The organism is Streptomyces sp. NBC_01506 (assembly GCF_045040295.1).
Lineage (GTDB): Bacteria > Actinomycetota > Actinomycetes > Streptomycetales > Streptomycetaceae > Streptomyces.
In genome coordinates this window covers 7,807,727-7,824,066 of record NZ_CP109422.1, presented here as the reverse complement: position 1 = coordinate 7,824,066, position 16,340 = coordinate 7,807,727, and the positions used below count along the sequence as shown (strand labels likewise).

Sequence of the window (16,340 nt, the reverse complement as noted above, 5' to 3'; positions counted from 1 at the left end):
AGCGGGGACATTGACGACGCACCACGCGGTGGCCGGACTGGCAAGCAATCCGGCGGCGCCCGCAGGAGTACTGCTGAGGCTGCTGGCGCTGAACGACGACTGGATCGCGTACCGGCTCTCGTGGCGCGAGCGACTGCCCGGCGAAGTGGCCGAGGCCATGCTCACCCATCCCGACCGCCGGGTGCGTCACAAGCTCGCCGAGAGCGCGAACGCCGACCCCGAACTTCGCGCACGGCTCCTCGACGGCCCGGCGTCGGACGCCGTCGTGGTCGCCCATGGCCCGATGCCGTACCGGACGACGGTGCCGCCACTGCCGGACTGGGCGTACGAGCGGCTGCTGAACCACGAACGCGGCATGGTCCGGTACGAAACCCTCCACTCCCCGAGTGTGCCGGTGCACATACTGCTCCCGTTCGCCCAGCACCCGCACCCGCCGTTCCGGGAGACCGCCTGCCGCCGTGTCTGGCACGCGCTCACCGACGACATACGCGCCGCGCTCCTCGCCGACACGGACCCGGCGGTGCGGCAGGCCGCGGCGTTGCATGCCATGCCGGACGACGAGGAGCGCACCACCGAACTGGTCGAGGCGTTCGCGGACGACTGGCGGTTCGGGCAGGTGGTCGAGCGCGGCCGGCTCGGACGGGCCGTGGCCGAGCGGCTGTTGGCCGAGGGGCGAGCGCTCGCGCCGCTCGCCCGCAATCCCACCTTCCCCGCCGATCTCGCGTCCGAGCTCGCCGGTCACGAGGACCCGGCGGTACGGCTCGCGGTCTCCGCCCGCCCCGAACTGTCGGAGGAGCAACGCGCCGCGATCGACTGGGAGGTCGGGCCCGAGGACCGTCTGGACACCCTGCGCTGGGTGTGGGACGCGCGTACGGACGCGGAGGTCCTGCGCGGGTGCGCGACGTCCGCGCACACCTGGCTGCGGCGCAGCGCCGCCGTCTGTCCCGAGCTGCCCGACGACTGCGTGGAACTGCTCGCGGGCGACGCGGACTTCGCCGTACGGCTGCTGCTCGCCGAGTTCCACCCGCAGGCGCCGCCGGAGCTGCTGCTCGATCTGTATCTGCACGGCACGCACCGGGCCGTCGCGATGCTGAGCGCCAAGCCGCGGTTCCCGGCGGCCGGCCTCGCGGCCCGTTTCGCGCGGGCGAAGGACCCGCGCGCCCGCGCGCTGGCCGTACGCGACCCGGACGCGACGCCCGAACTGGTGGAACAACTGAGCCGGGACCGGGACGGGGAGGTACGGGCGGCGGCGGCCTCGGACCCGCGACTGCCGGTGCCCAGAGTGGTGGAACTGCTGGAGGATCCCCAGGTGGGTTCGGCCGCCGCCGCCAATCCGGCCCTTCCGGCGGCGCAGATGGCGGCGCTGCTGGACCGGGCGGGCGTGGCGGGGTAGGGGCTCAGGCCGTACGGGGCTGCCTTCGGTCCGTCAGCGCCAGCAGCCCCAGCGCCAACTCCCGTGCCTCCACGTCACGATGGGGCGTTCCGTCGCACAGCGAGCCGGAGAGGACGCGGCGCGAGGAGAAGGCGATGTGCTCCACGGCGGGACGGGCGGTCACCGGGAGCAGTCGCATCGCCGTCAGCGCGCGCAGCGCACCGAGATGCGACTCGCGCGGATCGCTGTGGCGGGCGAGTTGGTCCGCGATCACCGGTGCCGTGTCGTGCGTGCGGCCGGTGACGCGCCAGATGGCGGCAGCCGCTTCCGTCCGGCCCGCCCGGCCCGGAGCCCTCAGCCGTTCCTCCACCAGGGGCAGCAACTCGGCCACGCGCGGCCCCAGTTCGCCCGCCACCTCGACCGCTGCCGTACGGCGGGCCAGGGCATCCGGCAGCGCCCGTACGACGTCCACGGCGGGCCCCACCTCCCCCGTGACGCGCGCCAGTGCCAGCGCCGCAGTCAGGTCGCCGGCCTCGGCCCGTACGCGCAGGGCCCGCGCCGCGGCGGGGCCCGCCGACCGGCCGAGCGCGGCCAGCACCCCGGCCGAGGCGGGCAGCAGACGTACGAGATCGTCCACGCACCCGGCCGCGAGGGCGGGGAAGTTCCGCAGCGCGTCCACCCATTCGGCACCCGGCCGGGCCGCGACCCGCCGCGCCACCGGCTCGGCCGCCGCGCCGAACACCTCCACCGCGGCCCGTACGACCGCGCCGGGCGCGGTGACCGGCGTGAGGCACAACGTGGCTGCCTCCTGCGGCAGTTCGTCCATCAGACGCGTGACGAGACCGATCGCGCCGGGCACGCGCAGCCGTACGGCGGCGAGCGTCGCCGCCATCCGTACGGCCACCTCCCTCGACCGAAGATGGGGCGCCAGCCACGGCGCGGGCTCACCGCCCTGAAGCGCGGCGCCCGCCCGCGCCACCCGGCACAGGTCCCAGGCATCCGTGGCCGCCCCCGCCGGCCACGGCACGACGTCCCGCTCGTGGTCGCGCCACCTCTCGGTCAGCTCCCAGGCCACCGGCAGCCCTCGCGCCACCGCGCGCCGCGCCGCGTCCGGGTCGTCCAACAGCCGCTCCATGAGCGGCCGGTAGGAATCCGGCCATGGATGGTGCGTCTCCTCGACAGGCGCCGCCTCGTGCGCGTCGAGCGCCGACTCCACGAGAGCCGCAGGCAGCGGCAGCGGAGCCGTACGCAGCAGATCCGTCGCCGCCGCTCCGCGCACCAGCGGCTCCGGCGCGGACAGCAGCGCGCGGTTGCGGGCGTCTCTGCTGTCCGGTGAGACGTCGAGGAGGCCGAGCGCCGTGACGAGATCCGCGCGTACCTTGGCGTCGCGCTCCTCCTCCAGTCGTGCGCGCAGCAGCGGGAGCAGTGGCAGTGAGGCGTCCTCACCGACGGCGACGGTCCACACCATCGTCCGCCGCACGGCCGGGTCCTCGTCCGCCGCCAGGCCCAGCAGCGAGGGCAGCGCCACGGCCACCGCCCGACGCACCTCCCGGTACTCACGGCCCGTCCCGACGGCCGCGCCGTGCAGGAGCCACAGCAGCCGCAGCCGCTCACCGGGCCGCTCCAGCGCGAGCCGCGCGACGAACGGCACGGCCTCGGCCGTCGCCGAGAAGATCGAACCCTGGTGACAGAGCGCCGAGAACAACTCGTCCAGCGCCACGTCCCGTTCGCCCGCGTCCTGCGAACAGACGGCCCGCAGCAGAGAGGGCACGTCGTCGGCCGCCCCGTACGCGTGCTCCAGCACGGCCCAGTCGATGTCCTCGATCCCCTCCGGCATGCGCGCAAGCATAAGGTCGGCGCCGAGCGCTCGGCCTGGGCGCTACGCGCTACCCCGGCATCTCCAGGTCGGCCGGGAGCAGTTGCTCGGTGAGCAGACGCCGTACGCGCTCCTCGCGGTCCGGAGCCGCGAGCCAGGTGTCGAGCAGCCGCCAGCCGTGGAAGTACGCCAGTACGTACAGCGCCATCCCGGTGGCCCGCAGCGACCCCACCGCCGCGCCGGCGTCCGTGGCGGACAGCAGCGCCCAGCGCGACAGGTAGCGGGCGAGCTCCGCGTCCGTACGTCCTTCGGCGGCCAGGAACGCGGCATTGGCCCACACCCCGAACAGTGTGTTCTGGACGCGGTGGATGGCGGCGAAGTCGCTGCCGTCCGGGGCCATTCCCCGTGCGCCGAGTACGTGGTCGGTCAGCCACGCCTGTGCCTCGTCGCCCGGGAAGACGATGTCCTGCGCGTGCAGACCGAGCCCTTCGCTGATCACGAACGACGGCGCGAGCATGAACCGGATCTGTTGATCCGTACGGCCCCGCTCGTCAACGAGCAGCCGCTCCTTGAGCAGTGACTCGGCGATATGGCCCGGGTGCCCCTCGTGCGCGACGACGTAGAGCAGATCGGCCAGATTGAACGGCAGATCCCGGTTGATGTGAATGGTCGACCGCAGACCGCCCTCGTGGTCCCCGGCCGCCCGGAAACGTACGCCGGACACCAGTCGGCACCGCACCTCCTCGTCGGGGGGCAGGGGCACGAAGGCGCTGGTCCGCCGCCGTGTCTCGGCGACCGCCCGGCCGACGAGCGCGGGCAGCACCTCCAGTTGGTCCGGCTGCAGCGTATGGGCCGACTGCCAGGCGTGCAGCCGGTCCGACAGCGACCCGGCGCCGCGCGGCAGGGCCGCGTCGAGCCGGGCGTGCGCGTCCTCGAACAGGTCCTCCGGGAGCCACCGCGCCGTCACGCCCAGGCACTCGCGGGCGTACGCGGGCAGCGGCAGTTCCTCACCGGCCAGTCGCCGGGCGACGGCTCGCAACGCCCGTACCTGGGCCGTGAGATAGCGGGCACGTTCCGGGGAGAACGGCAGCGACGCAAGCAACTCGTCGGCGTCGTCGGCCAGTTGACCGGCCGGACGCGGTTCCTCACGCTCGGTCTCGGTGCGCCACTCCTGCGGCCCCCGGTAGATGAGCACCGTGCCGGTGGCGCTGCCCTCCATCCGCCGGTTGACGCGCAGTGCCAGCAGCGCGAAGTCGCGAAGCCACTGCTGTTGGGATGGGTGCTGTGTCGGGGTCATCGGTTCCTCCGAGCCTGGGGGTGTGGTCCGGATGCGAAGCTAGCTGTACGGTTTTCCGTACACCGTACGGAAGCAGACGGAAGCAGACGGAAGCAGGAGGCGCGGGTGACCGAGTCACGACCCCCGGCGGTCTGGTTCACCGAGGAACAGCCCCGCAAGCCACGGCTGTCCAGGGACCGGATCGCCCGGGGCGCGGTGGCGCTGCTGGACGCCGAGGGGGTGGCGGGGCTGTCCATGCGCCGGCTGGCGGCCAGGCTGAACGCCGGAGCGATGTCGCTGTACGAGTACGTCGGCGGCAAGGAGGACGTACTCGACCTCGCACTCGACGCGGTCATGGGAGAGATCGAACTCGACGGCGCAGGCGCGGGCGGCGCAGGCGATCCGGACCGCCCCCGTCACCTCCCCTGGCGCGACGCACTCACCCGCCAACTCGTCCTCACCAGGGACGCCATGAAGCGCCATCCCTGGCTCCCCGCCCTGATGGCCACGCGCCCGCTGCTCGGCCCCAACTCCCTCGCGCGGTCGGAGTACTTCTACTCCGTACTCGACCGGGCCGGGCTCGAAGGCCCCCGCCTCACCGCCGCCGTCGGGTCCCTGACCTACTACGTGCAGGGCTACGCGGCCACCGAGAACGTGTGGCGCGGCCTGCGCCACGACCCCGCCCAGGAAGCCGAACTACGCGAGCGGGCACAGCGGTTCATCGACCACCGCGCGGCCGACCACCCCGCACTCGCCCGGCACGCCCAGCTCGCGAACAGCGACTTCGACGGCTCGTTCACGCTCGGCCTGGAGACGATTCTCGACGGGATCGAGGCCCAGCTCAGCCACTGACGTCTCGGACGGGTTGACGGGACGGGTTCATGGAACAGGTGTCGTCGTGCGGAATCGGGCGCGGTAGGCGGTCGGGGCGATGCCCAGGGTGTGCTGGAAGACGCGCCGCATCGTCTCGGACGAGCCGAAGCCCGACGCCTCGGCCACCGTGTCCACGGGATCGTCCCCCGATTCGAGGAGCGCCTGGGCGGCTTCCAGCCGTACGGACTCCAGATACTGGCCCGGCGTCGTACCGGTCTCGCCGCGGAACAGCCTGCTGAGATGGCGGGCGCTGACGCCGACCGTATGTGCCAGGGACTGAAGGCTGTGCGGGGCGGCGGGATCGGCGCCGACGGCGTCCAGCACCCGCCGTACCACCGGGTGACTCGCCTCGCGCGGGGCCAGGCGCGCGCTGAACTGCGACTGTCCGCCGGGGCGCGCCATGAAGACCACCAGCTCGCGGGCGACGTCACGCGCCACCCCGGCGCCGTGGTCGTCCTCGACCAGGGAGAGGGCGAGGTCGATCCCGGCGGTGACACCGGCGGACGTGACGACGCGGCCGTCCTTCACGAACACCGGATCGGTCTCGACCCGCACCCTGGGGTACGCGGTGGCGAGCTGCGCGGCCAGCCTCCAGTGCGTCGCGGCGCGCAGCCCGTCCAGCGCGCCTGTCTCCGCCAGGACGAACGCGCCGGCGCACACCGAGGTGATCCGCCGTGAGCGCGGCAGCAGCCCTTCGACGAGGGCGATGAGCGGCCGGTCGGTGACGGCCCGCCGCCAGTCGCCGCGGCCGGGCACCACGAGCGTGTGCAGCCGGGCGGGCAGGGCCTCCGCGCCACCGTCCACGCCGATGCGCACGCCCGACGACGTACGGATGTCCGCCCCGTCCGGGGAGACGATCCGCACGTCGTAGCGGGCGCCGAACGTGTTGGCCGTGGTGAAGACCTCGGCCGGGCCGGTGACATCGAGGAGCTGCACGCCGTCGAAGGCGACCACTGCCACGGTCCGAGGACCGGTCACTCGGGCCACGGGGAGTCCAGGATCGTACGCACGAAGTCGCCGCGCTCGAAGCCGGGCACGTAGTGGGCGAGGACGTCGGCCTTGACGTTGCCGAAGGTGGTTTCCGGCTTGTGCCGCACACCGTCCGTGAACGCGCCGAGAATGCGCTGCTTGAAGCCGGGGCGCGGGTGCAGCGCGACGATGGCGGTACGGTCGGCCTCGCCGATGTCGTGGTAGCCGATGCCGAGCACGTCGTACTCGACGCCCGCCGTCACCAGCGCGATCTCCGGCTCCATGAACTCGGGCACGCCCGGAGTCGTGTGCAGGGCGATCGCGGTCCACACACGCCGGATGCTGTCCTCCGGCACCTGGTGCGACCGGAGGAAGCGGCGGGCCTCGTCGGCGCTGTCCACCTCGAAGCGCCGCCCGCTGCCGTGGAAGGGCTCGCCGAGGCCCAGATCGTGGAACATGGCCCCGATGTAGAGGAGTTCGGGGTCGAAGCTGAGATCCCGGTTGTGCCCCTGGAGGCTGCCGAAGAAGTAGACGCGGCGCGAGTGGTCGTAGATCAGTTCGCTCACGGTGTCCCGTACGAGTTCGGTCGCCGCCCGTGCCAGTTTCGTGTCCGGTACGGGGACGCCCGCCGGTGCGGAGGGTCCGTCGGTCATCGTCATCACCTGGTCCTGTGTGGTCCTTCGGTCCGCCGGTCTCTCCGGCGACTCCTCCAGTCTCCGAAGTGGTGGACCGGTGTGCCATGTCCACAGGGCCGTACGACCCACAGATACGGACATGGGGCGGCCGGCACGCCGACCGGACGGCGGCGCGGCCCGGCGCGCCAGCGGTGAGCGTTTGACTTCGAGAACACTCCAATACGTACCGTCGCCTCATGACTACTCCTCAGCACAAGATCGGATCGGGTTTCGGAGCGGACACCACTGCCGAGGAGGTGCTGCGCGGTATCGACCTCAGTGGGAAGCTCGCGGTCGTCACCGGCGGCTACTCGGGCCTGGGGCTGGAGACGACGCGCGCGCTGGCCGGCGCGGGCGCCTGGGTCGTGGTGCCCGCGCGGCGGCGCGCCGTCGCCGAGGAAGCCGTCGCGGGAATCACCGGGGCGGCGGGACAGGTCGAGGTCGACGAGCTGGATCTCGGTGACCTCGACAGCGTCCGCGCCTTCGCCGAGAGGTTCCTCGCCTCCGGCCGCACCATCGACATGATGATCGGCAACGCCGGGATCATGGCCTGCCCGGAGACCCGCGTAGGACCGGGCTGGGAGGCGCAGTTCGCCACCAACCACCTCGGGCACTTCGCCCTCGTCAACCGCCTGTGGCCCGCGATCGAGCCGGGCGGTGCCCGCGTCGTCTCCGTGTCGTCCGCCGGTCACCGCTACTCCCCCATCCGGTGGGACGACGTGCGGTTCGAGCGGGGTTACGACAAGTGGGAGGCGTACGGCCAGGCGAAGACCGCCAACGTGCTGTTCGCCGTGTACCTCGACGCCCTCGCCAAGGGCTCCGGTGTCCGGGCCTTCTCCCTTCACCCCGGCGGCATCTTCACGCCCCTCCAGCGTCACCTTCCTAAGGAGGAGATGGTCGCGGCCGGCTGGATCGACGAGGAGGGCAACCCGATCAGCCCGTCGTTCAAGACGCCCGAGCAGGGTGCGGCCACGCAGGTGTGGGCGGCGACCTCGCCCCAGTTGGCGGGCATGGGAGGGGTGTACTGCGAGGACTGCGACATCGCCGAACCCGCCGACGAGGCGGACTTCAAGGGCGGCGTGCGCGCGTACGCGACGGACTCCGAGCAGGCGGCGCGGCTGTGGGCGCTGTCCGCCGAGCTCACGGGCGTCGACGCCTTCGCGACGAACGGCTGAGCGGTCCTACCACAGGTCGGGCAGGTTCTCCCGTACGTACCGCTCCGTCTGCTCCGCGTCGAGCCCGCCGACGTCCACGCTCAGCACGTGCCAGTCCGTCCTGGCCAGCAGACGTACCGTCAACTCCTCTTCACGGCGCAGGTGTTCGGCCGCCGACGCGAGGTCCTTGACGGACCGGGTACCGGGCGCGGCGCCGAGTTTGGTGACGTACCAGTCCACCCACTGAGGTCCTTCGCGCTCGACGGCGCGCCGCAGGGCGGTGTCCGGGTCGTCCCGCAGGTACACGACGGTCACGCGTGTCGGCCGGACCGCCGGCGCCAGCTCGTCCAGGACGGCGGCGATCGCGCTCTCGTCGTGGCCCCACGCGACCAGTGAGGGGATGAAGGGCAGCAGCGCGTCGGTGACCAGGACGTCCACGCCTTCGGCGCGCGCCTTCGCCACGTAGTCGCGGGTGGAGTCCACCAGTGTGGCGGGCCGCACGCTGCCGCTCCCGCCCGCGAACTCCTCGGCCACGGGGCGGAAGGACGGGCGGCTGAGGATGTCCGCCTCCTCGAAGTGGTCGACCGTGGCGCCCGATTCGGCGGCCCGGCGGGCGAGGGCGCGACAGAGTGTCGACTTGCCGACTCCGGGGCTGCTGCCGATGACTGCGATGAGATGTCCGGTGACCATGGTCATCCCGGCAGTCTCGCACGGGGGACCGCTACGGCTCACGGGAATTACGGCGGCGGCTCTGAGGCCGTCAGGTCACGACGCACGCGCGTCGAGGCGCAGGCTCCAGCGGCCGGGGCCGCCCATGAGAGTGACCGTGGAAAGCGGGCGGACGTCCACACTCCAGAAGGCCGGGGCGGGGGCGTGCAGGGCGTAGACGAGCGCCGCCCTGATGACCGCCGGTTCGGCGACGGCCACGATGGCGCCGATGTCGTCGGCCGGGCGGGTGTCCAGCCAGTTGCCTATACGGGAGATGAACGCCAGCAGCGGCTCGCCGCCGTGCGGGGCCGCGCGCGGGTCGGCGAGCCAGGCGTCCACGGCGGCCGGTTCGCGGGCGGCGACGTCCGCGAAGGTGCAGCCGCGCCAGCGGCCCATGTCGCAGTCCCGCAGGGCCGGTTGGACAAGGGGCGCGTAGCCGAGGGCTTCCCCGGTGGCGCGGCTGCGCGCGGTGGGCGAGCAGTAGCGCAGATCGGCCGCGGCCAGCGGCACGAGCGCGTGGGCGACACGCTGCACCTCGTGCCAGCCGACCTGGTCGAGGGGGCGGTCGTCGTCGAAACGTTCGGCAAGTGGGGCTGAGCTGCGCGCGGCGGCGACCAACGTGACCCGAACACTCATGCGGGGATCGTGGGGCCGAAAGCCGCGCAGGTCAAGGGCCCAAGGTCACGAGGGGGGCTGAAGGTCCAGAGTCATCCACATCAAGGGGTTTTCGAGCGACTTGAACCCCACCTTCTCGTAGACACCGTGGGCGTCCTCGGTGGCCAGCATCATGCGCCGCAGCCCGAGCGGGGCGAGGTGGTCGCGCGCGGCGGCGACCAGCGCGCCGCCGAGTCCCTTGCCACGGGCGCCGGGGTCGACGTACACGTCGCACAGCCAGGCGAAGGTGGCGTGGTCGGTGACGACGCGGGCGTACGCGACCTGTTCGCCCGAAGCGGGGTCGTAGGCGCCGAAGTTGAGTGATCCGGCGATCGCCGCGTCCTGGATGTCGCGGGCGCGGCCGAGGGCCCAGTACGCGTCCGTGGACAGCCAGCGGTGGATCCGGGCCGCGTCGAGGCGTGCGGGGTCGGTGGAGATGTCGTACGCGGCGGAGGCAGTCGTCTCGGTCATGGCGGAAGGTTGCCAGGCCGCGGGCCGATTGTCAGTGGCGGATGCCACGATCGACTCATGTGGTCACTTCGACGCCCTCGTCCCATGCGGTCGGTTCAGCACCTCGTCGCAGGCGGTGCGCAGCCGTCGTACGCCGTCGGCGATCTCCTGCGCTCCCGCGACGGCCGCGAAGCCCAACCGCAGGTGGGCGGCGGAGGGTTCGGCGCAGAAATAGGGCCGGCCGGGGGTGACGGCGACGCCCGCGCGCAGTGCGGCGGAGGCGAGGGCCTGTTCGTCGGTGCCGTCCGGCAGGCGCAGCCACAGGTGATGACCGCCGGGCGGGATGTGAGGGAGGGCGAGTTCGGGGAGGTCCTGGCGGACGGCGGCCGTCATGACGTCTCTGCGGTTCTTCAACTCCCTTGCGATGAAGCGGAGGTGGCGGTTCCAGGCGGCGGAGCCGACCAGTTCGAGCGCGGCTTCCTGGAGGGGGCGGGCGACGAAGAAGCAGTCGACGACATGGATGGCCCGGAGCCGTTCGAGTACCGGGCCCCGGGCGGCCAGCACGCCCACCCGGAGGCTGGGTGAGGTGGCCTTGGTGAGGGAGCAGACATGGACGACGACTCCGTCGGGGTCGTCGGCGGCGAGGGGGCCGGGCAGCGGGCCGGCGTCCTCGTGGATCAGACGGCGTACGAAATCGTCCTCCACGACGAAGGCCCCGGCCTCGCGGGCGATCCGCAGCACCTCGGGCCGCCGCGCGATGGACAGGATCGCTCCGGTGGGGTTCTGGATGAGGGGCTGACAGACGAACACCCGTGCGCCGGTGGCCCGGAAGGCGGAGGCGAGGAGTTCGGGGCGCACGCCGTCGGAGTCGACGGGGACGGGGACGGGCCGCAGTCCGGAGGCCCGTGCGATGGCGAGCATGCCGGGATAGGTGGGTGATTCGACGAGGACGGGCGCGCCGGGCGGGGCGAGCGCACGCAGTGCGGTGGTCAGGGCGCTCTGCCCGCCGGAGGTGACGAGCACGTCGGCGGCCGTCCAGGTGTCGCCGATGCCGCGGGCGAACCATTCACGCAGTTCGGGCAGCCCGTCGGTGGGCGGACGGCTCCAGGCGCCGGGGCGCCGGCCGGCGCGGGCCAGGGCGGCGGCCATGGCCTGCTCGGGCTGGAGGGAGGAGTGAAGGTAGCCGCCGTTGAACTCGATCACGCCGGGCGGGGGCGCGGCGAGGGTGGTCAGCACACCGGAGGAGTCGACGCTGCGCGGGACGAGTTCGGTGCTGGCGTCGGCGCTGAGCGCGACCTCCTGCCAGGAGGTGTCACCGGCTCGCGGGGCGCCGGGCCGGGCCGGTGCGCGGAAGGCTCCGGCGCCGGGGCGGGTGACGACCAGCCCTTCGGCGGACAACTGGGCCAGCGCCCGCGAGACGGTCACCGGGGAGACCCGGTGACGCTCGACCAACTCCCGGCTGGACGGCAGCTTTCCACCAGGTGAGTAGCGGTTCAGCTCCGCTCGTAGAGATCTGGCCAGCTCCGCCACACTGCTACGCTCTTGCATGACAGCACAGGATAGCGCTTCTCGCCCCGCATCGATAGCAGTCTCCGGTGGCACCCTCCTTGCCTCGGCGGGTGTCCTCGCCTTCTCCCTCACCTTCCCGGCGACGGTCTGGGGGCTGGAGAGTTTCGGCCCCTGGTCCCTGGTGGCGGTACGCAGCGTGCTCGCCGCACTCATCGCGGGCGGTTTCCTGCTGGCGGTGCGCGTACCGCTCCCGGAGCGCCGGCACTGGGGCGCCGTCGCGGTGGTGGCCGCCGGTGTGGTGCTCGGCTTCCCGATGCTCACGACGCTGGCTCTCCAGACGTCGACCACCGCGCACGCCGCCGTCGTGGTGGGGCTGTTGCCGCTGAGCACCGCCGCGTTCTCGGCGCTGCGCACCGGCAGGCGCCCCTCGCGTACCTTCTGGTGCGCGGCCGTCGCGGGCGCGGCCGTGGTGATCGCCTTCACGCTCCAGCAGAGCGGCGGAGCCGTGTCGACCGGTGATCTGTATCTGTTCGGCGCGCTGCTGGTCTGCGCGGCCGGCTATACGGAGGGCGGCAGGCTGGCGCGGCTGATGCCGGGCTGGCAGGTGATCGGCTGGGCGCTGGTCGCGTGCCTGCCGCTCAATGCGGTGGTCGCGGCGGTCGCCCTGTCCGTCGAGCCGGTACGGCTCACGGCCCAGGGCGTGACGGGCCTGGTGTGGGTGGCGGCGGGGTCGACGTTCTTCGGGCTCTACGTCTGGTATCGGGGCATGGCCGCGATCGGGGTCGAGAAGGCCAGCCAGCTTCAACTCGCCCAGCCGCTGCTGACGCTGGTGTGGTCGGTGCTGCTGCTCGGGGAGCATCTGGCGACGGCCGCGCCGCTGGCGGCCGTCGCCGTACTGCTGTGCATCGCGGTGACCCAGCGCGCCCGCGCGTAGGCCGAGGTCAGCCCTGGCGCGGCGGGCGTACCCGGGACGTGTAGTGGTCGGCCACCGCCTTCGCGAACGCGCCGTTCTTGTCCTTCACGCACTCCAGCGCGGAGAAGTAGCAGTGGCCGCGCACCTGCGGATACTTCTTCGCGAAGGCCAGATGCCGGGAGACCTCCGCCACGTCCTGCCACGGCGCGGGCTGGGCGGGATCGCCCGCCTTGTACAGCGCCTCGCCGATGTAGAGGTCGACGTCCGTCCCCTTCACCACCTCGCTCCACCAGGGCACGAGCTTCGCGTAGTCGGCGGCGGCGAAGCCGATGTTCCAGTAGACCTGCGGGGTGATGTAGTCGATCCAGCCCTCCTTGACCCACTTCCTGGTGTCGGCGTACAGGTCGTCGTAGGTCTGCACACCGGCCTTGGTGTCCGAGCCGGTGGGGTCGGTGGCGATGTTGCGCCACACCCCGAACGGGCTGATGCCGAAGGCGACATGCTTCTTGATCTTCTTGATCCGCTCCGCCGTCTCGCGCACCAGCCGGTCGGTGTTGTCGCGCCGCCAGGAAGCCTTGTCCGGGAAGCCGGCGCCGTACCGCTCGTACTGCGCGTCGTCGTCGAAGACCTGACCGGCGACCGGGTACGGATAGAAGTAGTCGTCCCAGTGCACGGCGTCGATGTCGTAGCGCCGTACGGCGTCGAGCATCGCGTCCTGGACGAACTTCCTGACCTCCGGGATGCCCGGGTTGTAATACAGCTTCCCGCCGTACGGAAGGATCCATTCCGGGTGTTTGCGGGCCGGGTGGCTCGGGATCAGCCTGGACGGGTCCGTGTGATTGGCCACCCGGTACGGGTTGAACCAGGCGTGCAGTTCGAGACCGCGCTTGTGGGCCTCCTGCACCGCCGTACCCAGCGGGTCCCAGCCCGGGTCCTTGCCCTGTACGCCGGTCAGACACTCGGCCCACGGCTCGAACGGTGAGGGCCACAGCGCGTCGGCGGTCGGCCGCACCTGGAAGACGACGGCGTTCAGCTTCCGGTCGACCGCGGTGTCCAGGAACTTCAGCAGTTCGGCGCGCTGCTCGGCCACCGGCAGTCCGGGCTTCGACGGCCAGTCGCGGTTGACGACGGTGGCGAGCCACATACCGCGCAACTCGGTGCGCGCGCTGTGCCGGCCGCCGGAACCCCCGGCGGCCCCCGCACCCGCCGCCGCTCCGGTCTCACCGGCCGTGCCGGCCGCCCGCGCGGCCCCCGCGCCCCCCGCCGTTCGCGTCGCGGCGACGGCGTCGCCCGCCATCGCCAGCGATGTGAGCGCGCCCGTCGTGACCGCCACGAACCCTCTTCTGCCGATCTGCCGCATTTACTGACCCCTCGTCGGTTGACTCGGACTGACGTTGCCGCACAGCATGCCCGCCCCGGCCCGCCGTGCACACACCTGCGCGGAGTAACGTCGGGGGCCGAAGCGGGCACCGGAATCACACGGAGCCCCGCAGGACAGGGACCAGCGAAAGGCACGATGTGACCGACATCGAACGCGTCGGAGTGGTGGGCTGCGGCCAGATGGGCGCAGGCATCGCGGAGGTGTGCGCCCGAAGCGGCCTCGAGGTGATGGTCGCCGAGACCACCGGCGAGGCCCTGGAGATAGGGCGTACCCGCCTCTACAACTCCCTCTCCAAGGCCGCCGAACGCGGCAAGATCACCGAGGAGGAGCGCGACGCGACCCTCGGCAGGCTCACTTTCACCACCGACCTCGGAGAGTTCGCCGACCGCGACCTGGTGATCGAGGCCGTTGTCGAGAACGAGCAGGTCAAGACGGAGATCTTCCAGGTCCTCGATCAGGTCGTGACGCGTACCGACGCGATCCTGTCGTCCAACACCTCCTCCATTCCGCTGGTGAAGCTGGCCGTCGCGACGTCCCGTCCCGATCAGGTCATCGGCATCCACTTCTTCAACCCGGCGCCGGTCCAGCAGCTCGTGGAGCTGATCCCGGCACTGACGACGTCCGACGAGACGGTCAAGCGCGCCGAGGCCGTCGTCCAGGACGTGCTGGGCAAGCACGCGATCCGCGCCCAGGACCGGTCCGGTTTCGTGGTGAACGCCCTCCTCATCCCGTATCTGCTCTCGGCGATCCGGATGTTCGAGTCCGGCATCGCGAGCCGTGAGGACATCGACAACGGTATGGAGATGGGCTGCGCCCACCCGATGGGCCCGCTCAAACTCGCCGATCTGATCGGCCTGGACACCGTGGCCTCGGTCGCCGATTCGATGTACGCGGAGTACAAGGAGCCCCTGTACGCCGCTCCCCCGCTGCTCCAGCGCATGGTGGACGCGGGGCGCCTCGGCCGTAAGACCAGCTCGGGCTTCTACCCGTACGGCTGAGCCTCCGGACAGGGCGCGCGAGACCCGCGACCACCCGCCGCCCAGGCGTAGGTGAGGGAGCGTCAGCGGTCCGGCCGCCCGTGGAGGCGGCCGGCACCTCGCCGCGCGTGTCGGCCTCATCCGCCGCTCCGGAGCCTCCCCGGCAACAGACCGGCGAACACCGCGGTGGCCAGGGTGACGACGCCGGCCGCCGTAAAGGCGCTGTTGAGGCCGCTCTCGAAGGAGCCGCCGCCGGATTCCCGGGCGCGGACGACGGCTCCGAGCAGCGCCACGCCGAGTACCGCGCCGATCTGCCGGGTGGTGCTGCTGATCCCCGAGGCGAGGCCGCCCTCCTGCGGGCTGACCGACTGGATGGCGGCGGCGGTCAGCGGCGACATGGTCAGCGCGAACCCGATGCCGACGACCGCCAGGCGCCACCACACATCGCCGTAGCCGGTGTCCGCGTGCACCGAGCCCAGGGCCAGCAGCCCCAGCCCGGCCAGGACCAGGCCGGTGGTGACCACGATCCGGAACCCGTACCGGACGGCGAGCCGGCCCGCGAACGGGCTGACGACGACCATGGCGAGCGTGGTGGGCAGGGTCTGTAGGCCGGCCCGCAGAATCGAGCTGCCCTGCACGTACACGAAGAACTGGGAGAAGAAGAACGACGAGCCCATCAGGGCGAATCCGACCACGACCATCGCCGTGTTGGACACCGTGAACAGCCGCTGCCGGAACAGCCGCAGCGGCAGCATCGGCGCCGCCCGACGCCTTTCGACGGCGACGAAGGCGGCGAGAATCACCAGAGCGCCGGTGAAACTCCCCAGGATCACCGGCGAGGTCCAGCCGCGCGCACCGCCCTCGATCAGCCCGTAGGTCAGCGCCCCCACACCCAGGACGGACAGGATCGTCCCCGGGATGTCGATGGCGGGGGCGCCCGGATTGCGGGACTCGCCCAGGACGCGCGCACCGACCAGCAGCAGGACGACGCCGATCGGCACATTGACGAGGAAGATGGCGGGCCAGCCGAAGGCATCGGCCAGCACTCCGCCGGCCACGGGCCCGGCGGCCAGACCGATGCCGCTGATTCCGGCCCACAGCCCGATCATCCTGACCCGCTCCCGCGGCGCGGGACAGGCGGCGGCGAGCAGGGCCAGGGAGGCCGGGCTGAGCGCCGCGGCACCGATGCCCTGCGACACCCGTCCGGCGATCAGCCAGCCGATGGAGGGTGCGAGCGCGCACAGCACGGACGCGGCGGTGAACACCGCGGCGCCGGCCAGGAACACCCGCTTGCGGCCGAAGCGGTCGGCGAAGACGCCACCGGACAGCAGCAGCATCGCGACCAGCAGCACATAGGCGTTGACGATCCACTGCAGGCCGGTCAGGTCGATGTGCAGGCGCTGCCGCATGTCGGGCAGCACGGCCCCGACGATCGTGTTGTCGAGCAGCACCATGAACTGGCCCAGACAGGTCACCGCGAGCAACGCCGCCCGGTTCGGTCGCCTGCTGACAGCCACCGGCGATTCGGCCGTCGACGTACTTTCGTACGCGGTCAAGACCGGTCCTTCCGTTCGCCGACCCGTTGGCCGGGGACACCAAAGGCAGGTACCTCCT

Annotated in this window: 15 protein-coding genes; 5 read left to right on the top strand and 10 right to left on the bottom strand. The window is 72.1% G+C overall.

Going from position 1 to position 16,340, the window contains the following annotated elements:
- Positions 1 to 10: 10 nt before the first annotated feature.
- On the top strand, positions 11 to 1,393 hold the full coding sequence (locus OG329_RS35100; protein ID WP_405800619.1) for a hypothetical protein: 1,383 nt from the start codon (positions 11 to 13) through the stop codon (positions 1,391 to 1,393).
- Positions 1,394 to 1,397: 4 nt separating this feature from the next.
- Here the strand turns inward: OG329_RS35100 and OG329_RS35095 are convergent, their stop codons facing one another.
- Positions 1,398 to 3,209 (bottom strand): hypothetical protein, encoded by a 1,812-nt coding sequence (locus tag OG329_RS35095; protein WP_405800617.1) that lies wholly within the window; start codon positions 3,207 to 3,209, stop codon positions 1,398 to 1,400.
- 49 nt (positions 3,210 to 3,258) lie between these two features.
- The gene (locus OG329_RS35090) at positions 3,259 to 4,485 is read right to left on the bottom strand and encodes a hypothetical protein (RefSeq protein ID WP_405800615.1); all 1,227 of its coding nucleotides are present in this window, start codon (positions 4,483 to 4,485) and stop codon (positions 3,259 to 3,261) included.
- A 105-nt stretch (positions 4,486 to 4,590) separates the two neighbouring features.
- Between OG329_RS35090 and OG329_RS35085 the strand changes: the two genes are divergently transcribed.
- Positions 4,591 to 5,316 (top strand): TetR/AcrR family transcriptional regulator, encoded by a 726-nt coding sequence (locus tag OG329_RS35085; RefSeq protein WP_405800614.1) that lies wholly within the window; start codon positions 4,591 to 4,593, stop codon positions 5,314 to 5,316.
- Positions 5,317 to 5,343: 27 nt separating this feature from the next.
- Here OG329_RS35085 and OG329_RS35080 read toward each other — a convergent pair whose 3' ends face one another.
- A complete protein-coding gene (locus OG329_RS35080) occupies positions 5,344 to 6,297 on the bottom strand; it encodes a GlxA family transcriptional regulator (protein WP_405800612.1) in 954 nt (317 codons plus the stop codon).
- Between the two features lie 14 nt (positions 6,298 to 6,311).
- Positions 6,312 to 6,959, bottom strand: coding sequence for an HD domain-containing protein (locus OG329_RS35075; protein WP_405800610.1), 648 nt, complete (start codon positions 6,957 to 6,959; stop codon positions 6,312 to 6,314).
- 218 nt (positions 6,960 to 7,177) lie between these two features.
- On the opposite strand from OG329_RS35075, the gene OG329_RS35070 reads away from it, so the two are divergent.
- Positions 7,178 to 8,155, top strand: coding sequence for an SDR family NAD(P)-dependent oxidoreductase (locus tag OG329_RS35070; RefSeq protein ID WP_405800609.1), 978 nt, complete (start codon positions 7,178 to 7,180; stop codon positions 8,153 to 8,155).
- 6 nt (positions 8,156 to 8,161) lie between these two features.
- Here OG329_RS35070 and OG329_RS35065 read toward each other — a convergent pair whose 3' ends face one another.
- From OG329_RS35065 to OG329_RS35050, 4 genes are all read right to left on the bottom strand, one after another.
- Positions 8,162 to 8,830 (bottom strand): ATP-binding protein, encoded by a 669-nt coding sequence (locus OG329_RS35065; RefSeq protein WP_405800608.1) that lies wholly within the window; start codon positions 8,828 to 8,830, stop codon positions 8,162 to 8,164.
- Between the two features lie 69 nt (positions 8,831 to 8,899).
- Positions 8,900 to 9,478, bottom strand: a complete 579-nt coding sequence (locus tag OG329_RS35060) for a histidine phosphatase family protein (protein ID WP_405800606.1) — start codon at positions 9,476 to 9,478, stop codon at positions 8,900 to 8,902.
- 45 nt (positions 9,479 to 9,523) lie between these two features.
- The gene (locus tag OG329_RS35055; RefSeq protein ID WP_405800605.1) at positions 9,524 to 9,967 is read right to left on the bottom strand and encodes a GNAT family N-acetyltransferase; all 444 of its coding nucleotides are present in this window, start codon (positions 9,965 to 9,967) and stop codon (positions 9,524 to 9,526) included.
- A 63-nt stretch (positions 9,968 to 10,030) separates the two neighbouring features.
- Positions 10,031 to 11,494, bottom strand: coding sequence for a PLP-dependent aminotransferase family protein (locus OG329_RS35050; protein ID WP_405800604.1), 1,464 nt, complete (start codon positions 11,492 to 11,494; stop codon positions 10,031 to 10,033).
- Between OG329_RS35050 and OG329_RS35045 the strand changes: the two genes are divergently transcribed.
- Positions 11,493 to 12,389 (top strand): DMT family transporter, encoded by an 897-nt coding sequence (locus OG329_RS35045; protein ID WP_405800602.1) that lies wholly within the window; start codon positions 11,493 to 11,495, stop codon positions 12,387 to 12,389. The genes OG329_RS35050 and OG329_RS35045 overlap by 2 nt on opposite strands.
- Positions 12,390 to 12,396: 7 nt before the next feature.
- Here the strand turns inward: OG329_RS35045 and OG329_RS35040 are convergent, their stop codons facing one another.
- Positions 12,397 to 13,728, bottom strand: a complete 1,332-nt coding sequence (locus OG329_RS35040; protein WP_405800600.1) for a glycoside hydrolase family 10 protein — start codon at positions 13,726 to 13,728, stop codon at positions 12,397 to 12,399.
- Positions 13,729 to 13,886: 158 nt separating this feature from the next.
- Between OG329_RS35040 and OG329_RS35035 the strand changes: the two genes are divergently transcribed.
- Positions 13,887 to 14,747, top strand: a complete 861-nt coding sequence (locus OG329_RS35035) for a 3-hydroxybutyryl-CoA dehydrogenase (RefSeq protein WP_405800599.1) — start codon at positions 13,887 to 13,889, stop codon at positions 14,745 to 14,747.
- Positions 14,748 to 14,863: 116 nt separating this feature from the next.
- On the opposite strand, the gene OG329_RS35030 is transcribed toward OG329_RS35035, so the two are convergent.
- The gene (locus OG329_RS35030) at positions 14,864 to 16,210 is read right to left on the bottom strand and encodes a DHA2 family efflux MFS transporter permease subunit (RefSeq protein WP_405802188.1); all 1,347 of its coding nucleotides are present in this window, start codon (positions 16,208 to 16,210) and stop codon (positions 14,864 to 14,866) included.
- Between the last annotated feature and the right edge of the window lie 130 nt (positions 16,211 to 16,340).

What these genes read in the sequence shown, in the direction of transcription:
- OG329_RS35095 (WP_405800617.1), bottom strand. Translation starts at nt 3,209, where the DNA reads ATGCCGGAGGGGATCGAGGACATCGACTGGGCCGTGCTGGAGCACGCG.
- OG329_RS35090 (WP_405800615.1), bottom strand. Translation starts at nt 4,485, where the DNA reads ATGACCCCGACACAGCACCCATCCCAACAGCAGTGGCTTCGCGACTTC.
- OG329_RS35075 (WP_405800610.1), bottom strand. Translation starts at nt 6,959, where the DNA reads ATGACCGACGGACCCTCCGCACCGGCGGGCGTCCCCGTACCGGACACG.
- OG329_RS35070 (WP_405800609.1), top strand. Translation starts at nt 7,178, where the DNA reads ATGACTACTCCTCAGCACAAGATCGGATCGGGTTTCGGAGCGGACACC.
- OG329_RS35065 (WP_405800608.1), bottom strand. Translation starts at nt 8,830, where the DNA reads ATGACCATGGTCACCGGACATCTCATCGCAGTCATCGGCAGCAGCCCC.
- OG329_RS35060 (WP_405800606.1), bottom strand. Translation starts at nt 9,478, where the DNA reads ATGAGTGTTCGGGTCACGTTGGTCGCCGCCGCGCGCAGCTCAGCCCCA.
- OG329_RS35055 (WP_405800605.1), bottom strand. Translation starts at nt 9,967, where the DNA reads ATGACCGAGACGACTGCCTCCGCCGCGTACGACATCTCCACCGACCCC.
- OG329_RS35045 (WP_405800602.1), top strand. Translation starts at nt 11,493, where the DNA reads ATGACAGCACAGGATAGCGCTTCTCGCCCCGCATCGATAGCAGTCTCC.
- OG329_RS35050 (WP_405800604.1), bottom strand. Translation starts at nt 11,494, where the DNA reads ATGCAAGAGCGTAGCAGTGTGGCGGAGCTGGCCAGATCTCTACGAGCG.
- OG329_RS35040 (WP_405800600.1), bottom strand. Translation starts at nt 13,728, where the DNA reads ATGCGGCAGATCGGCAGAAGAGGGTTCGTGGCGGTCACGACGGGCGCG.